The sequence below is a fragment of the Amycolatopsis orientalis DSM 43388 genome, from assembly GCF_000411975.1.
GTDB classification, from domain to species: domain Bacteria; phylum Actinomycetota; class Actinomycetes; order Mycobacteriales; family Pseudonocardiaceae; genus Amycolatopsis; species Amycolatopsis orientalis_D.
On the sequence record NZ_ASXG01000079.1, the window covers coordinates 94,167 to 108,760 of the forward strand.

Here is a 14,594-nt window from a genome sequence, read left to right on the forward strand (position 1 = left end):
TCGCCAGACAGGAACGACGATGACCGCACTCGCTGAATCACCGGCGGCGCCCCGCGCCGGCCGCCGGAGAATCGCCCCGCGACCGGGGAGGACGGCGATCCTGCTGATCGCCCCTACGCTGCTGACGCTCGCCGTGGTGATCGGGTACCCGGTCGTCTCGGCCCTGGTGACCTCGTTCCACCAGGACCAGTCGCTGCAGAACGGCTTCTTCACCAAGGGCGGCGGATTCGCCGGGCTGAGCAACTACACGCACTGGCTGACCCAGACCTGCGGGAAGGCGTCCTGCCCGCCGGGCACCCTCGGCAGCGAGTTCTGGGGCTCGATCGGCGTCACCGCGTTCTTCACTGTCGCCACCGTCGCGCTGGAGGTGGTCTTCGGGACGCTGATGGCGCTGGTGATGAACCGGTCCTTCCGCGGCCGCGGCCTGCTGCGGGCCAGCGTCCTGGTCCCGTGGGCGATTCCGACCGCGGTGACCGCGAAGCTGTGGTTTTTCATGTTCGCCTACGACGGCGTCGTCAACCGGCTGCTGGGCACGCACATCCTCTGGACCGACGGGGAATGGGCCTCGCGGTTCGCGGTGATCATCGGCGACGTCTGGAAGACCGCGCCGTTCGTCGCGCTGCTGGTGCTGGCCGGCCTGCAGGTGATCCCGGGCGAGCTCTACGAAGCGGCGCGGGTGGACGGGGCGAGCGCGTGGCAGCGTTTCCGCACGATCACGATGCCGCTGGTGCGCCCGGCGCTGCTCGTCGCGGTGCTCTTCCGGGTGCTGGACGTGCTGCGGATCTATGACCTGCCGGCGATCCTCACGCACGGCGGGGGCGGTACCGGACACGCCACCACCACGTTGTCGATCCTGGTCATCCAGCAGATCCAGCAGGGCTACGGCGGTGCCTCGGCACTGTCCACGATCACCTTCCTGCTCATCTTCGGCGTCGCGTTCGCGCTGGTGAAGCTGTTCAACCTCAACGTGATCCGGACGCAGCAGCAGGCGGTGAAATGACCATGACGACGGCGACGCACCTCTCCTCGCCGCTCGCGCGACCGGCGCGCCGGCGACCGCGACGGACATGGCGGAAACTCGGGCTCTACGCGGGGATCGCGGCGATCGCGCTGTGGTGCCTCGGCCCGTTCTACTGGATGGTGGTCACCGCCTTCCGGGACGTCGGGTACACCTTCGACACCACGCCGTGGCCCGCCCACGTCAGCTTCGACAATTTCCGCACCGTGTTCGACACCTCCCGGGGCAACCACTTCGGGCAGGCGCTGCTCAACAGCATGGTCATCGGGATCGCGGTGACCGTGCTGGCCATGGTGCTCGGCGGCCTGGCCGCGTATGCGCTGGCCCGGCTGCACGTCCGCGGCAAGTTCCTGGTCCTCGGCGTCGTGCTCGGCGCTTCGATGTTCCCCGGCGTGGCGCTGGTGACGCCGCTGTTCCAGCTGTTCACCGGCATCCACTGGCTCGGCACCTACCCGGCGCTGATCCTGCCGGAGATCTCGTTCGCGCTGCCGCTGGCGGTGTGGATCCTGACCAGCTTCTTCGCCGAGATGCCGTGGGAGCTCGAACAGGCCGCCCGGATCGACGGCTGCACCGCGGCGCAGGCGTTCCGGCTGGTCATCCTGCCGCTCGCGGCGCCGGCCCTGTTCACGACCGCGATCCTCGTGTTCATCTCGAGCTGGAACGAGTACCTGCTCTCCAGCCTGCTGGCGAACGGGAACCCGGACGTCGCGCCCGTCACGGTGGCGATCGCGAACTTCACCGGAACGCTGCCGCACCAGGAGCCCTACACCGCCGTGATGGCCGCCGGTGCGGTGGTGACCATCCCTCTCGTCGCGCTCGTGCTGGCGTTCCAGCGCCGGATCATCTCCGGCCTGACCGCGGGCGCGATCAAGTGACCGGCCCGGCCGAACCTAATCACCGACAGCAAAGGAATTTCGACGTGACTCCCCAGCAGCCCGCCGCGCAGTGGTGGCGCAGTGCGGTCGTCTATCAGGTCTACGTGCGCAGTTTCGCCGACGGGAACGGCGACGGCATCGGGGACCTGGCCGGTCTCCGGTCCAAACTGGACTACCTGGCCGACCTGGGCGTGGACGGGATCTGGCTGAACCCGTGCTACCCCTCGCCGCAGGCGGACCACGGCTACGACGTCGCCGACTACACCGGCATCGAGCCGGACTACGGCGACCTCGCCGCCTTCGACGCGCTCGTCGCCGACGCCCGGGCGCGCGGCATCAAGGTCCTGATGGACCTGGTGCCGAACCACTGTTCCGACCAGCACCCGTGGTTCCAGGCCGCGCTGGCGGCCGCTCCCGGTTCGCCGGAGCGGTCGCGGTTCGTCTTCCGCGACGGCCGCGGCGCCGACGGCGAACTGCCGCCGAACAACTGGCAGTCGATGTTCGGCGGCCCGGCCTGGACGCGGACCACGGACGCGGACGGCCGCCCCGGGCAGTGGTACCTGCACTTCTTCGACGCCGCGCAGCCCGATTTCAACTGGCGCGATCCCGAGGTGCCGGCGATGTTCGAGAAGGTGCTGCGGTTCTGGTTCGACCGGGGCGTCGACGGGTTCCGGATCGACGTCGCGCACGGGCTCTACAAGCATCCCGAGCTGCCGGACTGGTCCGGGGGCCACTTCAACGAACACGGGTTCGACCAGCCGGAGGTCCACGACGTCTACCGCAGCTGGCGGGCGATCGCGGACTCCTACGGCCCGGAGCGCGACATCACCCTGGTCGGCGAGGTCTGGGTGCCTACCGTGACGGCCTTGGCGGCCTACTTGCGCGCGGACGAGCTGCCGCAGGCGTTCTTCTTCGACCTGCTGCTGCAGAACTGGGACGCGGGGAACTTCCGGGCGTCGATCGACCGGGCGTTCGCCGAGATCGGCGCGACGGGCGCGACCATCACCTGGACGCTGAGCAACCACGACGTGCACCGCGCGGTGTCCCGCTACGCCGTCACCCGGCTCGCCGAGGTCCCGGAGGGGATCGACCCGCAAGTGGCCCGGTCGCGGCCGCGCGGAGAGACCGACGTCGCGCGCGGCGTCCGCCGGGCCCGGGCCGCCGCCCTGCTGCTGCTGGCGCTGCCCGGCGCGCAATTCCTGTACCAGGGCGAGGAAATCGGGCTGCCCGAGGTGCTCGACCTGCCCGACGACGCCCGGCAGGACCCGACCTGGCGCCGCTCCGGCCGGGTCGACCCGGGCCGCGACGGCTGCCGGGTGCCGCTGCCCTGGACTTCCGAACCCGGCAGCTTCGGCTTCTCCCCGGCGGACGCCACCGCGAAGCCCTGGCTGCCGCAACCGGACTGGTTCGCCGACTACGCCGTGGCAGACCAGCTGGGCGACCCGTCGTCCACGCACACGTTGTACCGGGAAGCCCTGCGCGCCCGGAAAGCCCTGTTCGACCCGGGCGACGACGCGATCGTCTGGCTGGACCTCCCGGACCGGGCCGACGTGCTCGCCTTTCGCCGCGGCGACGTCGCGTGCGTGGTCGTTTTCGGCGCGGAACCGTTCGCCCCGCCCGCGGAGTGGGGCGCGATCGAGCTGGCCAGCCGGGAACCGGAAGCCGGGCGACTGCCGGGGGAGACGGCGGCCTGGCTCCGGCGTCCGTGACCGGGTCCGCTCTCGCCGGGTGACTTGAGCCTGCGGTCCTCCGGGTCCGCGCGGAGGACCGCAGGCGCCGTGCCTGGGGTGTCCTCAACGGCCCGACGAGACGGGCGTCGCCGTCGTCCCGAGCGGGTGCGCGGCGAGCACCCCGAACGTCTTCTCCGGCCCCGTAGCCCGCGTCTCCGGTGCTCAAACGTCCCTTGCCGGCGGCACACTCCGGCGACCTTCTCGCGGCCCCGTCTCCGCCTAGCGCTCGGCGACCTTCCCGCCGTCCACTTCCAGCCTTCGCGTCACCGAAACCGCGTCCAGCATCCGGCGGTCGTGCGTGACCAGCAGCAGCGTGCCCGGGTAGCTGTCCAAAGCGGACTCGAGCTGTTCGATCGCGGGCAGGTCCAGGTGGTTGGTCGGCTCGTCCAGCACCAGCAGGTTCACTCCGCGCGCCTGCAGCAACGCCAGTGCCGCGCGGGTGCGCTCGCCGGGCGAAAGCGTCGCCGCCGGGCGCAGCACGTGCGCGGCCTTCAACCCGAATTTCGCCAGCAGGGTGCGGACTTCCGCGTCGGCGAAGGACGGCACCTCGTGCGCGAACGCCTCCGCCAGCGGGAGGTCGCCGAGGAACAGCCGGCGGGCCTGGTCGACCTCGCCGACCACCACGCCCGGCCCGAGCGCGGCGCTGCCCTCGTCCAGCGGCAGCCGGCCGAGCAGCGCCGCCAGCAGCGTGGATTTGCCCGCGCCGTTCGCGCCGGTGATGGCGACCTTGTCCGCCCAGTCGATCTGCAGATCCACCGGCCCGAGCGTGAAACCGCCGCGCCGCACGACCGCGCCCCGCAGCGTCGCGACCACCGCGCCCGCGCGCGGAGCCGCGGCGATCTCCATCCGCAGCTCCCACTCCTTGCGGGGTTCCTCGACGAGCTCGAGCCGCTCGATCATCCGGTCCGTCTGCCGCGCCTTCGAGGCCTGCTTTTCGGTGGCCTCGCTGCGGAATTTGCGCCCGGCCTTGTCGTTGTCGGTAGCCTTGCGGCGGGCGTTCTTGACGCCCTTCTCCATCCACGCGCGCTGCATGCTCGCCCGGGCTTCGAGCGCCGCGCGGGCAGTGGCATATTCCTCGTAGTCCTCGCGCGCGTGCCGCCGCGCGACCGCCCGTTCCTCCAAATAGGACTCGTATCCGCCGCCGTACGTTTTCACCTGCTGCTGCGCCAGATCCAGTTCGACGACGCGGTCGACCGTGCGGGCCAGGAACTCGCGGTCGTGGCTGACCAGCACGGTTCCCGCGCGCAGTCCGCCGACGAATCGCTCGAGCCGGGCGAGCCCGTCGAGGTCGAGGTCGTTCGTCGGCTCGTCGAGCAGGAAGATGTCGTAGCGGCTGAGCAGCAGCGACGCCAGGCCGGCGCGCGCGGCCTGCCCGCCGGAGAGCGAAACCATCGGCTGGTCGAGGTCGACGGCCAGGCCGAGGTCCGCGGCGACCTCGCCGGCGCGGTCGTCCAGGTCGGCGCCGCCGAGCGCGAGCCAGCGGTCCAGCGCGGCGCCGTATGCGTCGTCCGCACCGTCTTCGCCCGCGGCAAGCGCTTCCGTCGCGGCGTCGAGTGCGGTTTGCGCGGCGGCGACTCCGGTGCGTCGCGCGAGGAAGGCGCGCACCGACTCTCCTTCGCGCCGCTCCGGTTCCTGCGGCAGGTGCCCGACGGTCGCGGTCGGCGGGTTCAGCCGGATCTCGCCGGATTCCGGGCGGGCCAGCCCGGCGAGGGTGCGGAGCAGGGTGGACTTCCCGGCGCCGTTCACGCCGACCAGGCCGATCACCTCGCCCGGGGCGACGACGAGATCGAGACCGGAGAAGAGAACGCGGTCACCGTGGCCCGCGGCCAGGTCCTTCGCGACGAGTGTGGCGCTCATATCGGAGCCGAGTTTACGGGGAGCCCTCGCGCCGCGTGCCGTGTGTCGGCTCCGTCACTCCCAGTGGGTACTCTGGGCGGGTTGCCGGGTCCAACGAGAGCAGTGAGGTCGGTGAAAAGCGATGGCGGAACCCGCCCCGGTCCCGTTCGGACGGGGGAAGCAGCGGGCGCCCCGGCCGACCGTCAGCAGACGGCGCGAGGTGAGCCACGCCAGCGCGCGGTCGCTGCTGATGACCGTGCTGGGCGAGTACGTGCTGCCCCGCGACCGTCCGGTGTGGACGTCGATCCTGGTCGAATCCCTCGGCATGCTCGACATCGAGGAGAAGTCCGCGCGGCAGGCGCTGGCCCGGTCCGCGGGAGAGGGCTGGCTGGTGTCCGAACGCATCGGCCGCCGCGTCCGGTGGTCGCTGACGCCGCCGGGGAGGCGCCTGCTCACCGAGGGCGCCGAGCGCATATACGCCTTCGGCCGCGACGCGCGCCCGTGGGAGAACCGCTGGCTGATGCTGATCGTGTCGGTCCCGGAAGCGAAACGCGACCTGCGGCACCGCCTGCGCACGCGCCTGACCTGGGCCGGGTTCGGGTCCCCGGTGGCGGGCGTCTGGGTGAGCCCGGACCCGAGCCGCGAGCCCGAGGCGCAGAAGATCGTCGCCGAACTGGGCCTCGAAGCGCAGGCGATGTCCTTCACCGCGGAGTACGGCGCGATCGGCGACCAGGAGAGCATGGTCGCGAGGTCGTGGGACCTGTCCGAGCTGACCGACCGGTACGAGGACTTCATCGACCGCTTCACCGGCGTGTCGCCCTCCGGTGCGCAAGCGGTGCTGCGCGCGCAGACCGAACTGGTGCACGAGTGGCGGCGCTTCCCGTTCCTCGACCCGCAACTGCCCGCGGAACTGCTGCCCGCGAGCTGGAGCGGAACCAAGGCGGCCGAGCTGTTCCACCGCAAGCACGTGGAATGGCGGCCGGCCGCGCAGGCGTACTGGGACGAACTCACCGCGAACGAGGAGCAAGCATGACGAGGCTGGAACGCGACGGCGGGCTCGCCGTGCTCACCATCGACGAGCCGCCGCTCAACCTGTACACGAAACCGCTTCAGGACGCGCTGCTGGCCGCGATCGGCTCGCTGGAGGAAACGCCCGCCCGGGCCCTCCTGATCCGCGCCGAGGGCCGCGTGGTGAGCGGGGGAGTCGACGTCGCGCTCTTCGACGCGCAGCCCTCCGCCGCGGAAGCCAAAGTGCTCTTCGACGAAATGCTGACGGTCCCGGATCGCCTTGCCGCACTGCCCTTCCCGACAGTTTTCGCCGCGCACGGCCTGTGCTTGACGTGGGCCTTCGAGGTCGCGATGGCCTGCGACCTGCTGCTGGCCTCGTCCCGCGCGAAGTTCGGGTTGGTGGAGAAAGTCGTCGGCCTGACCCCCACGATGGGCGGCACCCAGCGCCTCGCCGCCCGAGCCGGGGTGGCGCGGGCGAAGGAGTTCGTCTTCACCGGCGAACCCTTCGACGCGGCGACCCTGGAGCGGTGGAACGTCGTGAACCGGGTGCTGCCGGACGAGGGTTTCGACGAAGCTGCCCGGGAATTCACCCGTCAGCTGGCCGAAGGACCGACCCGGGCGCACGCCGCGACGAAGCAGATCCTGGCCCACTTCGAACACGGCGGGGTGCCGGAGGCGAACGAACACGTCACGACGATCGCGGCGGATCTGTACAACACCGAGGACCTGCGGGGCGCGGTGAAGTCGTTCCTCGCCGAAGGACCGGGGAAGGCTCGGTTCACCGGACGTTGATGTCGGGTTTGCTGCCCCCTGGTTCCGTCCGCGGTTTTGTCTCGTCTTCGCCGCTGACGCTGGTGAACCCCGTGGACCCGGTCGTGCGGGGTTTGCACTGGTCAGAGGGTAATGGAGACCTCGTTGCAGGGGCGGTTGGCGGACCCGCTAGAGTAATCGCATCGCACTCCACGAGGGGTTCTTCGGGGAGTGCGGAGTCCGGGCTGTGGCGCAGTTTGGTAGCGCACTTGACTGGGGGTCAAGGGGTCGCAGGTTCAAATCCTGTCAGCCCGACCGGACGAACAAGCCGCTTGGCTTGGGTGAGAGCCCAGGTCGGGCGGCTTTTTTGCTTCCGGGTTTGATCTCGCGCCCAAGTGCCGGTGTGCAGGCTTGGGGACCATTTGCGGACCAGCGTGCAACATGCTGAGCCAATCCGGTGGTCGGGAGCGCTGCCTGAGCGAGCACTCGCCGCGTCGCCTGACGGTGGCGAACGGTGCGCCCGAACGTGTCAGGCGCGCTGAGGTACGGACGGCGCTGGCACGACCTGGTTCACCGCTGGATGTCCGTCGGTACCTCAACGGCACTGAGTTCGCTGCTGCTGGTTTGGTGGCAGGTTCGGGGAGTGGCCGTTCGAGGCCCGGCAATCTCGCCGGACATGCGGTATTCGTGCAACGAGCTCGGGGCATGTGCTGCCGGTCAGCTGCCGCGGAACCTGCCGGATGAACGCCCTGGCCGACGGCGGCGTGAGGAGGCTCGCGAGGGTCCTGTGCATCGGCAAATGGTGTGCCGCGAAGGAACCGGCGGGTTGTTCAGGCATGGCGGGGCTGGTTCGCCGTGGGTGAACTGGGGAATCGGGTGCTTGGTCGGCGGCGTTGTGCGGTCATGGAGAACGACGAGGTCGACGCGGGGGCGATGGATGTCTATTCGGCGATCGTCACGTCGGTGGCTGAGCGGTTGACGCCGCGGGTGGCGGCGTTGAGTGTGCGGTCTTCGCGGGGCGAGTCGGGCGGGTCGGCTGTGGTGCTGACCGGCGAGTCTCATCTGGTCACGAATGCGCACGTGGTGGCCGGTGGGGACCGGGGGACGGCCGAGTTCGCGGATGGCACGGTGGCGGGTTTCGAGGTGGTGGGCCGGGATCCGTTGTCGGATTTGGCGGTGGTGCGGGCGGACCGGCCGTTGCCGGCGCCGCCGGAGTTCGGTGATGCGGACCGGTTGCGGGTGGGTTCGCTGGTGGTCGCGGTGGGCAATCCGCTGGGGCTGGCCGGGACGGTCACCGCGGGTGTGGTCAGCGCGCTGGGCCGGAGCATGCCGGTCCGGACGCGGCGCGCGGGTCGGTTGATCGAGGACGTGATCCAGACCGATGCGGCGTTGAATCCTGGTAATTCGGGTGGTGCGTTGGCGGACAGCCGGGGCCGGGTGGTGGGGATCAGCACGGCGGTCGCCGGGGTCGGTCTGGGGCTGGCGGTGCCGGTCAACGCGACGACTGATCGGATCATTCACGCGCTCATGCACGACGGCCGGGTGCGGCGCGGCTACCTGGGTCTGGTCAGTACGCCCGCGCCGTTGACTCCGGTGCAGGCGGATCGGTTCGGGCAGCGGACGGCGTTGCGGATCGTGGAGGTGGTCGAGAACAGTCCTGCGGCGCGCAGCGGGCTGAAGGCGGCGGACTTGGTGCTCGCGGTCGACGGCGTGCCGCTGGGCGACGCGCAGTCGTTGCAGAAGCGCTTGTTCTCCGATTCGATCGGGAGGCCGATGGAGGTCACTGTGCTGCGCAACGGCGCCCTGGTCGACGCGGTCGCGGTGCCGGACGAGTTGAGCGACTGACTCCTGGAGTGGGATGTCCCAGCGACAGTTTCGTGGGCTGTGCTGAGGATCCAAGCGGGGCGTATGCCGGGTCGTGCAGGCAGGCGGTGAGCCGGATCCGGAGTCCGCGGAGGTCCGACTCGCCGGAATAGTGTCGCGCGACCAGGTGCGGACCGGAATGTCGTGATAGGGCGGGGCTCCTCCTGCCCGACCGTCGTCGGAGGCCTCGAGGGCAAGAGTTCAGAGGCGTGTCTCGCGTACTTCGGCGGCGAGGTGGTTGGCAATCTGTCGGGCGCGGCTGAAGTCGCCGGTGCGTCGGCCATAGATCAGCGCGGTGCGCAGTTCTGTGCCGGGAGCCGAAAACCTCGGGCAGCGACATCGGATTGTCGGCGATGATTCCTCCTGCGGCGGAATCAGATGCCTGCGCGGCCCTTCCGGCTGGAACCGGGCAGCGCTTTCGGACAGGCAGCTTGTCCTCGAGTCGGCGCTGCGGCCGCTGTGACGGCAGAGAAACGGTCGATCCGGCTGCGGCGCAAACAGTCCACCATCCCACCCGGATTTCGCTTTGCGACGCGGCCGGGGGGGTGCGACGCCTGCGCAGCGACGCGCCCCAAGCACGATCACGAGGCGGCGTTCTCCTCTGGTTCGGGGGCGAGCAGGCTGCGGCGGGCCTCTTGGACGAACTCGAGAACCGCGGCACGCAGCGGCGGCTCGAGCCGGTCCGCGAGCGGCTCGAGCCGGACGGCGAAGGCGTCCAGGATCCCGGCAATCGACTCGGTGCCGGCGTCGGTGAGTTCGATGCGCAGCATGCGCCGGTCGCGCGGGTGCGGCTGGCGCGCGATCAAGCCGAGCCCGGCGAGCTTGTCCAGCAGTTCGGTCGTCGAGGCGGTGGTGATCTCCAGGCGCGCGGCGAGTTCGGACGGGCTCTGCGGGCCGTCCAGATGGAGGGAGGCCAGCGTGGTGAGCGCAGTCGAGCTGAGCCCGTGGCGGCGGCCCGCGCGGGCCCGGAACCGTTCTCCGGCGAGCACGAGGTCGCGCACGGCGCGGGTGAACTCTGGGTGTTGTGCCATATTCTCTAGGTTACCATGTTTCATGGTTGCCTGATTGCTAGGAAACCGTGCTATCGTGGCCGGGTGACGAGGTCGCCACGCGTGGCGGCAGCTGGCGCGGCGACGCCCGAAATTTCGCTGGGGGACTGCGGTTCCGCGAGGCGAGGGAACAGCCGAATCCGCCCGTCGGCTCTCCTGCACGGGGCGAGGCTGCCTGGGGCCCGGCCTCGACCGGGTCCGCGCCGCCTGCGACCCCCAGAACCTGTTCCACCGCAACGCCAACATCCGGCCGTCCTCCGGGCGGCGGCCGGCGCAACCACACCTCGGGGAGGTGCCAGATGACCCGAAAGATCGTCGACTGCCGTGACATGCCCAGCGACGTCGGCTGCACGCTCGCCATCACCGGCGAGGAAGAGGAGGTGGTCGCCGCTGCCGCCGCGCACGCCGCCGCGGTCCACGGCCACACCGACGACGAGGAACTGCGCGCCGCGATCCGCGGCCAGTTGCGGGACGCGCCCTCGGCGACCGCGCCGGGCGGGTTCGTGCAGTTCATCGAGTTCCGCGCGGATCCCGACCGGTTGAGCCGGTTCGACGAACTGGCCGAAGAGTGGAAACGCGAGATCGGCGCGGAGCGCACCGCCGGCTGGTTCCTGGTCGGGGCCGACCGCGACGACCCCGGCCGGTTCGTGGAGATCGTGGAGTTCCCGAGCTACGAGGACGCCATGACCAACTCCAAGCATCCCGCCACCAGCCGGATCGCCGCCCAGATGAGCGAGTTCGCCGACGGCGCGCCGACGTTCCGCAACCTCGACGTGGTCCGCGCCGAAACACCCTGAGCCAGCAGGAAAGCGGCGGTCGGGAACACCGAATCTGGCCGACCGGGCCCGCGATGCCACCGGATCGTCATGCCGGTGCAGCCCTGCGCGTGCCTCCGCTGTCAGGCGGAGGCACGCGTCAGTTCCGGCTGTTCGCGTCCGCGCGGCACACCGCACAAGACATCAGCAAAGGCGGCTGACGATAACGGCTCTGGTGATCGACGAGGCCAAGGGCATGACCCGCGACATGGCAGACGGCATGGTCGCCGCCGGGGTCGGAGGCCAGCTCAGGAAAGCAACGGGTTCCGCTACCCCGCCAGCGGTCCTGCCGAGGGCGGCTAGTGCGTCGCCGAGGTCTGGGAATCCCGGGAGCCGCACCTCGCGTGGCTGAACGAGGCCATCAAACCGAATCTCCCGCCGGGGGTCGAGCTCACCGAGCCGGAGTTCCTCGAGATCTGCTCGGAGATCGTGCCCGAGTAGCCGGGCAGACCAGCAATATCCGGCGCTCCCGCATCGAGAAGCGGGACCAGCAAGCCTCCGCGCCGACGATAAACCGCACACCACTCGCCGCTCTGGCCCAGGCGCCAGCTGGCGGCCGGTGCCGCTCGCGGGAGCACTCGCAGGTCGCACCAGCATCTAATCGGGCCGACTCGCTGCCTGCAGCGCAGGTTCACCGGCTGTTCGCGGTGCTGGACGAGGCTGGCCGACACAACCGGGCGGAGGTGTGGAGCGTGGAGTTCAGGCATCTGGAGGGTTTTCTCGCGGTCGCCGAGGAGCTGCACTTCGGACGGGCCGCGGCGAGGTTGCATCGCACTCAGCCGTCGCTGAGCCAGCAGTTGCAGCGGCTCGAGCGCACGCTCGACGTCCAGCTGGTCGACCGGACGTCGCACGAGGTCAGGCTGACGTCGGCGGGCCGGGCGTTCGAGGTCGAGGCGCGTGCGATCATGGCGCAGGCGGACAAAGCGGCGTATTCGGCGCGCGAGGCCGCCGCCGGGCGCACTGGCACGGTCCGCGTCGGGTACAACTTCCCGGCTGGGCAGCATGTGCTTCCCCCGACGATGGCGCGCATGCACCGGGAGCATCCCGGCTTGACGGTACGGCTGGAGGAGAAGCGCACTGGCGCGCAGCTGGCCGCGCTGGCCGGCGGGGAGCTGGACGTCGCGCTCGTCTACGGGCATCCGGTGACGAGCGAGTTCCGGCACCGGCACCTGATGAGCCTGCCGATGGTCGCGGTCGTCGGGCAGCGGCACCGGTGGGCGGGCAGACCGGGGGTGCCGTTCTCGGAGGTGGGCCGGCAGGCGTGCATTCTCTTCACCCGCGACAAGTGCCCGGCGATGTACGACGCGATCACGACGGCGGCCGAGCAGGCCGGGGTCCGGCTCACCGTGGCCCAGGTCGTCGACGACCCGGTGGCGACCGGGGTTCTCGTGTCGGTCAAGCCGCTGATCGGGTTCGCGTCGGTGTCGCGCGGCCTTTTCGGCGGGGCGACGGCGGGCGGCATGCGGCCTGCGTGGGTGCAGCTTTACGACCCGGTGCCGACGATCGACTTGTACGCGGTGTGGCGCGACGGCGACGAAGCGCATCCCGCGCGGTCAGTGTTTCTCGATTGTCTCGAGGAGGCCGGTCCGTTCCGGGCCCCGGCGCGTCCGGAGGCCCGGATCGCCTGACGTCAGGCGAGAAACTCTTCGAGCAGACCGGTCACGGCGGCGGGCTGTTCGAGCGTGCTGGTGTGCCCGCAGTCCGCCAGCACGCGCAGCGTGGCGTTCGGGATGCCGGCGGCCAGGTCCTCGGCCTCGGCGGGCGGGGTAGCGGTGTCGTCGGCGCCGACCACGACGAGGGTTTTCGCGGTGATCGCTTCGAGTTCGGCGGTGACCGGCGCGCGTCCGCTCACTCCGAGGACGGCTTGGCGCAGCCCGGACCGGTCGACCCGGACGAGGCGGCGGACCCATTCGTCGAGCACCGGCCGCGCGGCCGGGTCGGCGAGGAAGGCCGGGCCGAACAGGATCGGTTTCACCTTGCCCAGCACGGCTTTGATGCCGGCCAGCTGCTGCACGCGGGTGAGGAGCCGGTTCCGCCGCGACTTCGCCGCTTCTTCGGCGCGGGCGCTGGTGTCGAGAAGCACGAGCGACCGCACCAGCTCGGGGTGCCGGGCGGCGAGCCGCAGCCCGACGAAGCCGCCCATCGACAGACCGACCCAGTGCACCGGTGCGACGCCGAGTTCGCGGATCAGCGCGACGGCGTCGGCGGTCAACGTGTCCATGTCGTAGCCGCCGGGTGCGGGCGGACTCTCGCCCTGGCCGCGCCAGTCGATCGTCACGCAGCGGTACCGGTCGCGCAGGGCCGCGATCTGGGGATGGAACATCCAGCCGCTGAACAGCAGTCCGTGTCCGAAGACGATCACCGGGGCGTCCGGCGTGGCGGTGTCGGTGTAGGCGATGGTGGCGCCGTCGCGCTCGATGGTCGGCATGCTTCGCTCCTAGTGCACCGCGACCGACAGCGAAGCCGGGCCGCGGACGTTGATCCGGCCGTTCCAGCGCACCCCTTGGAGTTCGGGCGCGGCGAACCGCTGGGCGAACCGTTCGAAGGCGATCCGGGCTTCGAGCCGGGCGAGCGCGGCGCCGACGCAGTGGTGCACGCCGGCCCCGAAGGAGACGTTGCGGTGCGCGTTGTCGCGGTCGATCCGCAGCTCGTCGGCATCGGATCCCCAGAATTCCGGGTCGCGGTTGGCCGCGGCGAGGCACGCGACGACCCAGCTGCCGGCGGGGATCACCGAGCCGCGCACCGAAACCGGCTCGAGAGTGATGCGTCGCATGAGCTGCACCGGGGTGTCGTAGCGGACCAACTCTTCGACGGCGTTGGCCACGAGCGCGGGCTCCCCGCGCAACAGGGAGTACTGCGCGGGGTGGCGCAGCAGCGCGAGGATTCCGCCGGAGATGAGGTTGACGGTGGTTTCGTGGCCCGCGACGTAGAGGAACGCGACCTGGGCGACGAGTTCGTCCCGGCTCAGCACGTCGCCGTCGTGTTCGGCGGCGAGCAGCGCGGCGAGCAGGTCGTCGTCGCGCCGGCCGCGTTTCCAGTCCACGAGGTCGGCGACCATGGCTTCGAGATCGCGGCTGGCCTCGCGCGTGCGGCTTTGCAGGTCCGGCGAGGCCAGCGGTTCCAGACCGAGCGCGAGCGTTCCGGTGAGGTCGCGCAGCCGGTCGTGCTCGACTCGCGGGATGCCGAGGAGTTCGGAGATCACCGTGAACGGCAGCGGGAAAGCGAGCTCGGCGACCACATCCGCCACGCCCGCGCCGGCGATCCGGTCGAGTGCTTCGCCGACCAGTTCGGTGATCCTCGGTTCGAGCGCCTCGACGGCGCGCCGCGTGAACGCCTGCGAGACGAGGCGGCGCAGCCGGGTGTGGTCGGGCGGGTCGCGGTCCAGCAACGCGAGGCCGCGCATCATCCGGTTCTCCTTGCCGAGCGTGCCCGAGTCGCTTTTCCAGCTCGGCAGCCGGGAGAGATGCTCCTCGTCGACGGAATGGCTGTCGCGCTGCAGTCGCGTCACGTCGGCGTAGCGCGAGAGCAGCCAGAACCCGAGCGGGTGCTCGTGCGCGGGCGCGGTTTCGCGCAGCTCGGCGTAGTGCGGGTAGGGGTTCTCGGCGAACCCGTCGGCGAACAGGTCGAAGACGTACGCGCTGCCCGGCACG

Annotated in this window: 12 protein-coding genes and 1 tRNA gene; 9 read left to right on the forward strand and 4 right to left on the reverse strand. The window is 70.7% G+C overall.

Annotated features, from left to right (window positions below):
* The first annotated feature begins 19 nt into the window (after nt 1–19).
* From L942_RS16050 to L942_RS16060, 3 genes are read left to right on the forward strand one after another with little or no spacing between them, the layout of a single operon-like run.
* The gene (locus tag L942_RS16050) at nt 20–1,000 is read left to right on the forward strand and encodes a carbohydrate ABC transporter permease (protein ID WP_037360900.1); all 981 of its coding nucleotides are present in this window, start codon (nt 20–22) and stop codon (nt 998–1,000) included.
* A complete protein-coding gene (locus L942_RS16055; RefSeq protein WP_235079172.1) occupies nt 997–1,893 on the forward strand; it encodes a carbohydrate ABC transporter permease in 897 nt (298 codons plus the stop codon). Before L942_RS16050 ends, L942_RS16055 begins: the two co-directional genes overlap by 4 nt.
* Before the next feature lie 44 nt (nt 1,894–1,937).
* On the forward strand, nt 1,938–3,602 hold the full coding sequence (locus L942_RS16060) for a glycoside hydrolase family 13 protein (RefSeq protein WP_037360902.1): 1,665 nt from the start codon (nt 1,938–1,940) through the stop codon (nt 3,600–3,602).
* 240 nt (nt 3,603–3,842) lie between these two features.
* Here the strand turns inward: L942_RS16060 and L942_RS16065 are convergent, their stop codons facing one another.
* Nucleotides 3,843–5,480 carry an ABC-F family ATP-binding cassette domain-containing protein gene (locus L942_RS16065; protein WP_037360905.1) on the reverse strand — a complete coding sequence of 546 codons (1,638 nt, stop codon included), beginning with the start codon at nt 5,478–5,480 and terminating at the stop codon, nt 3,843–3,845.
* A gap of 121 nt (nt 5,481–5,601) precedes the next feature.
* Here L942_RS16065 and L942_RS16070 point away from each other — a divergent pair, with 121 nt between their 5' ends.
* From L942_RS16070 to L942_RS16085, 4 genes are all read left to right on the forward strand, one after another.
* Nucleotides 5,602–6,492, forward strand: coding sequence for a PaaX family transcriptional regulator (locus L942_RS16070; protein WP_081655090.1), 891 nt, complete (start codon nt 5,602–5,604; stop codon nt 6,490–6,492).
* Nucleotides 6,489–7,259 carry an enoyl-CoA hydratase/isomerase family protein gene (locus tag L942_RS16075; RefSeq protein WP_037360908.1) on the forward strand — a complete coding sequence of 257 codons (771 nt, stop codon included), beginning with the start codon at nt 6,489–6,491 and terminating at the stop codon, nt 7,257–7,259. The genes L942_RS16070 and L942_RS16075 overlap by 4 nt, the downstream gene beginning before the upstream one ends.
* Nucleotides 7,260–7,458: 199 nt before the next feature.
* Nucleotides 7,459–7,532 (forward strand) — tRNA-Pro (locus L942_RS16080).
* Between the two features lie 588 nt (nt 7,533–8,120).
* Nucleotides 8,121–9,062 carry a S1C family serine protease gene (locus tag L942_RS16085; protein ID WP_037360911.1) on the forward strand — a complete coding sequence of 314 codons (942 nt, stop codon included), beginning with the start codon at nt 8,121–8,123 and terminating at the stop codon, nt 9,060–9,062.
* 599 nt (nt 9,063–9,661) lie between these two features.
* Here L942_RS16085 and L942_RS44305 read toward each other — a convergent pair.
* Nucleotides 9,662–10,111 carry a MarR family transcriptional regulator gene (locus tag L942_RS44305; RefSeq protein ID WP_051166012.1) on the reverse strand — a complete coding sequence of 150 codons (450 nt, stop codon included), beginning with the start codon at nt 10,109–10,111 and terminating at the stop codon, nt 9,662–9,664.
* A 317-nt stretch (nt 10,112–10,428) separates the two neighbouring features.
* Here L942_RS44305 and L942_RS16095 point away from each other — a divergent pair, with 317 nt between their 5' ends.
* Nucleotides 10,429–10,926: a DUF1059 domain-containing protein gene (locus L942_RS16095; protein WP_037360914.1), complete on the forward strand. Its 498-nt coding sequence runs from the start codon at nt 10,429–10,431 to the stop codon at nt 10,924–10,926.
* Nucleotides 10,927–11,636: 710 nt separating this feature from the next.
* Entirely contained in the window at nt 11,637–12,572 is a 936-nt protein-coding gene (locus L942_RS16105) for a LysR family transcriptional regulator (protein WP_037361055.1), read from the forward strand.
* Nucleotides 12,573–12,574: 2 nt separating this feature from the next.
* Here the strand turns inward: L942_RS16105 and L942_RS16110 are convergent, their stop codons facing one another.
* Together L942_RS16110 and L942_RS44915 are read right to left on the reverse strand one after the other, a co-directional pair.
* Nucleotides 12,575–13,372, reverse strand: a complete 798-nt coding sequence (locus L942_RS16110; RefSeq protein WP_037360919.1) for an alpha/beta fold hydrolase — start codon at nt 13,370–13,372, stop codon at nt 12,575–12,577.
* Between the two features lie 9 nt (nt 13,373–13,381).
* Nucleotides 13,382–14,593 carry a cytochrome P450 gene (locus L942_RS44915; RefSeq protein WP_037360921.1) on the reverse strand — a complete coding sequence of 404 codons (1,212 nt, stop codon included), beginning with the start codon at nt 14,591–14,593 and terminating at the stop codon, nt 13,382–13,384.
* Nucleotide 14,594: the final 1 nt, after the last annotated feature.

Coding starts and splice junctions, on each gene's coding strand:
- L942_RS16050 (WP_037360900.1), top strand. CDS start 20: ATGACCGCACTCGCTGAATCACCGGCGGCGCCCCGCGCCGGCCGCCGG.
- L942_RS16055 (WP_235079172.1), top strand. CDS start 997: ATGACCATGACGACGGCGACGCACCTCTCCTCGCCGCTCGCGCGACCG.
- L942_RS16065 (WP_037360905.1), bottom strand. CDS start 5,480: ATGAGCGCCACACTCGTCGCGAAGGACCTGGCCGCGGGCCACGGTGAC.
- L942_RS16070 (WP_081655090.1), top strand. CDS start 5,602: ATGGCGGAACCCGCCCCGGTCCCGTTCGGACGGGGGAAGCAGCGGGCG.
- L942_RS16075 (WP_037360908.1), top strand. CDS start 6,489: ATGACGAGGCTGGAACGCGACGGCGGGCTCGCCGTGCTCACCATCGAC.
- L942_RS16085 (WP_037360911.1), top strand. CDS start 8,121: ATGGAGAACGACGAGGTCGACGCGGGGGCGATGGATGTCTATTCGGCG.
- L942_RS44305 (WP_051166012.1), bottom strand. CDS start 10,111: ATGGCACAACACCCAGAGTTCACCCGCGCCGTGCGCGACCTCGTGCTC.
- L942_RS16095 (WP_037360914.1), top strand. CDS start 10,429: ATGACCCGAAAGATCGTCGACTGCCGTGACATGCCCAGCGACGTCGGC.
- L942_RS16110 (WP_037360919.1), bottom strand. CDS start 13,372: ATGCCGACCATCGAGCGCGACGGCGCCACCATCGCCTACACCGACACC.